Consider the following 889-nt stretch of genomic DNA (forward strand, 5'->3'; position numbering starts at 1 on the left):
TCGCACTGCTGACCAATCTCGCTGAGGCGGTCCGCACCCTAGACGGGCGCTTCAGGGCCGAAGAGGCGCGATTGGTCAAAGCCCACCAGGCCCCATTGCCGCAGGGATATGACAACCCCACGAAAATCTCCACCATGCTGGCAAGGCTGAAAGCTGACGAACAGCTACCAGACGAGGCTTCCATGCGGTCTTTCGCCGTGTGGGAGGAGAAGGACGAGGCTGATCTTCAGGCAATCAAGCTGGAGCTGGGGAGCGACCCGGCACTTGTTAAGAGGGTCAAGGAGGCGGCCAAGTCAGCGGTCGATACGTTTGTCGCCGATGCGAACGCTATCTTTAAGGCCCTCGGCAACGATGGCCTAGCGGCCCTGAAAGAGGCGCGGCAGAAGGCTGCTCAGTCACGGGACGCCGCGAAAGCAGCCGCTTCCGCCCTTGCAGCTGAATCAGCGGTCCCGCAGCTGGGCAGCGATACTTGGCGTCAGATCCTGATGTAATGCGCGCAATTTTGCGGCCGAAGCGTTTCCCACCGTTGAAGCCGCCCCAGCTGGCTAATGCCAATACGTGCGTGCTCTGTCATCAGCCGCTCGGTGCGCAGGCACAAGAACGCTTGGCCGCTTTTGATGCGTATGTTGAAGGCCGCGCCAATGCCGACGCTGAGGCCGCCAAAAAGGATTTTGGCGAAAGGGCCAAAGCGATCCTCGACCTCAAAATCGTTGGCGGTCAGGACATCAAGGACAAGCTGGTTAATTTCGTCGAAGCATCGAAACCCCGCCAAGCGCTGGTGGATCGGCTTGACCAGTTTTACACCGCCAGCCAAGAGCGCCACAGTCTTGCTTCATTAGCCATTAAGGCCGTCGACTACGCGAGTCTTGGTGGTCTCCCAGATCTAGAC

Annotated in this window: 2 protein-coding genes; both read left to right on the forward strand. The window is 59.3% G+C overall.

Annotated elements, in window-relative coordinates:
* The coding region (locus NS334_RS18785) for a hypothetical protein (RefSeq protein ID WP_206542748.1) at nt 1-491 on the forward strand (491 nt) is incomplete at its 5' end.
* 35 nt (nt 492-526) lie between these two features.
* On the forward strand, nt 527-889 hold a 363-nt coding region (locus tag NS334_RS18460), incomplete at its 3' end, for a hypothetical protein (RefSeq protein ID WP_206542749.1).

The organism is Sphingomonas endophytica (assembly GCF_001476895.1).
GTDB lineage: Bacteria > Pseudomonadota > Alphaproteobacteria > Sphingomonadales > Sphingomonadaceae > Sphingomonas > Sphingomonas endophytica_A.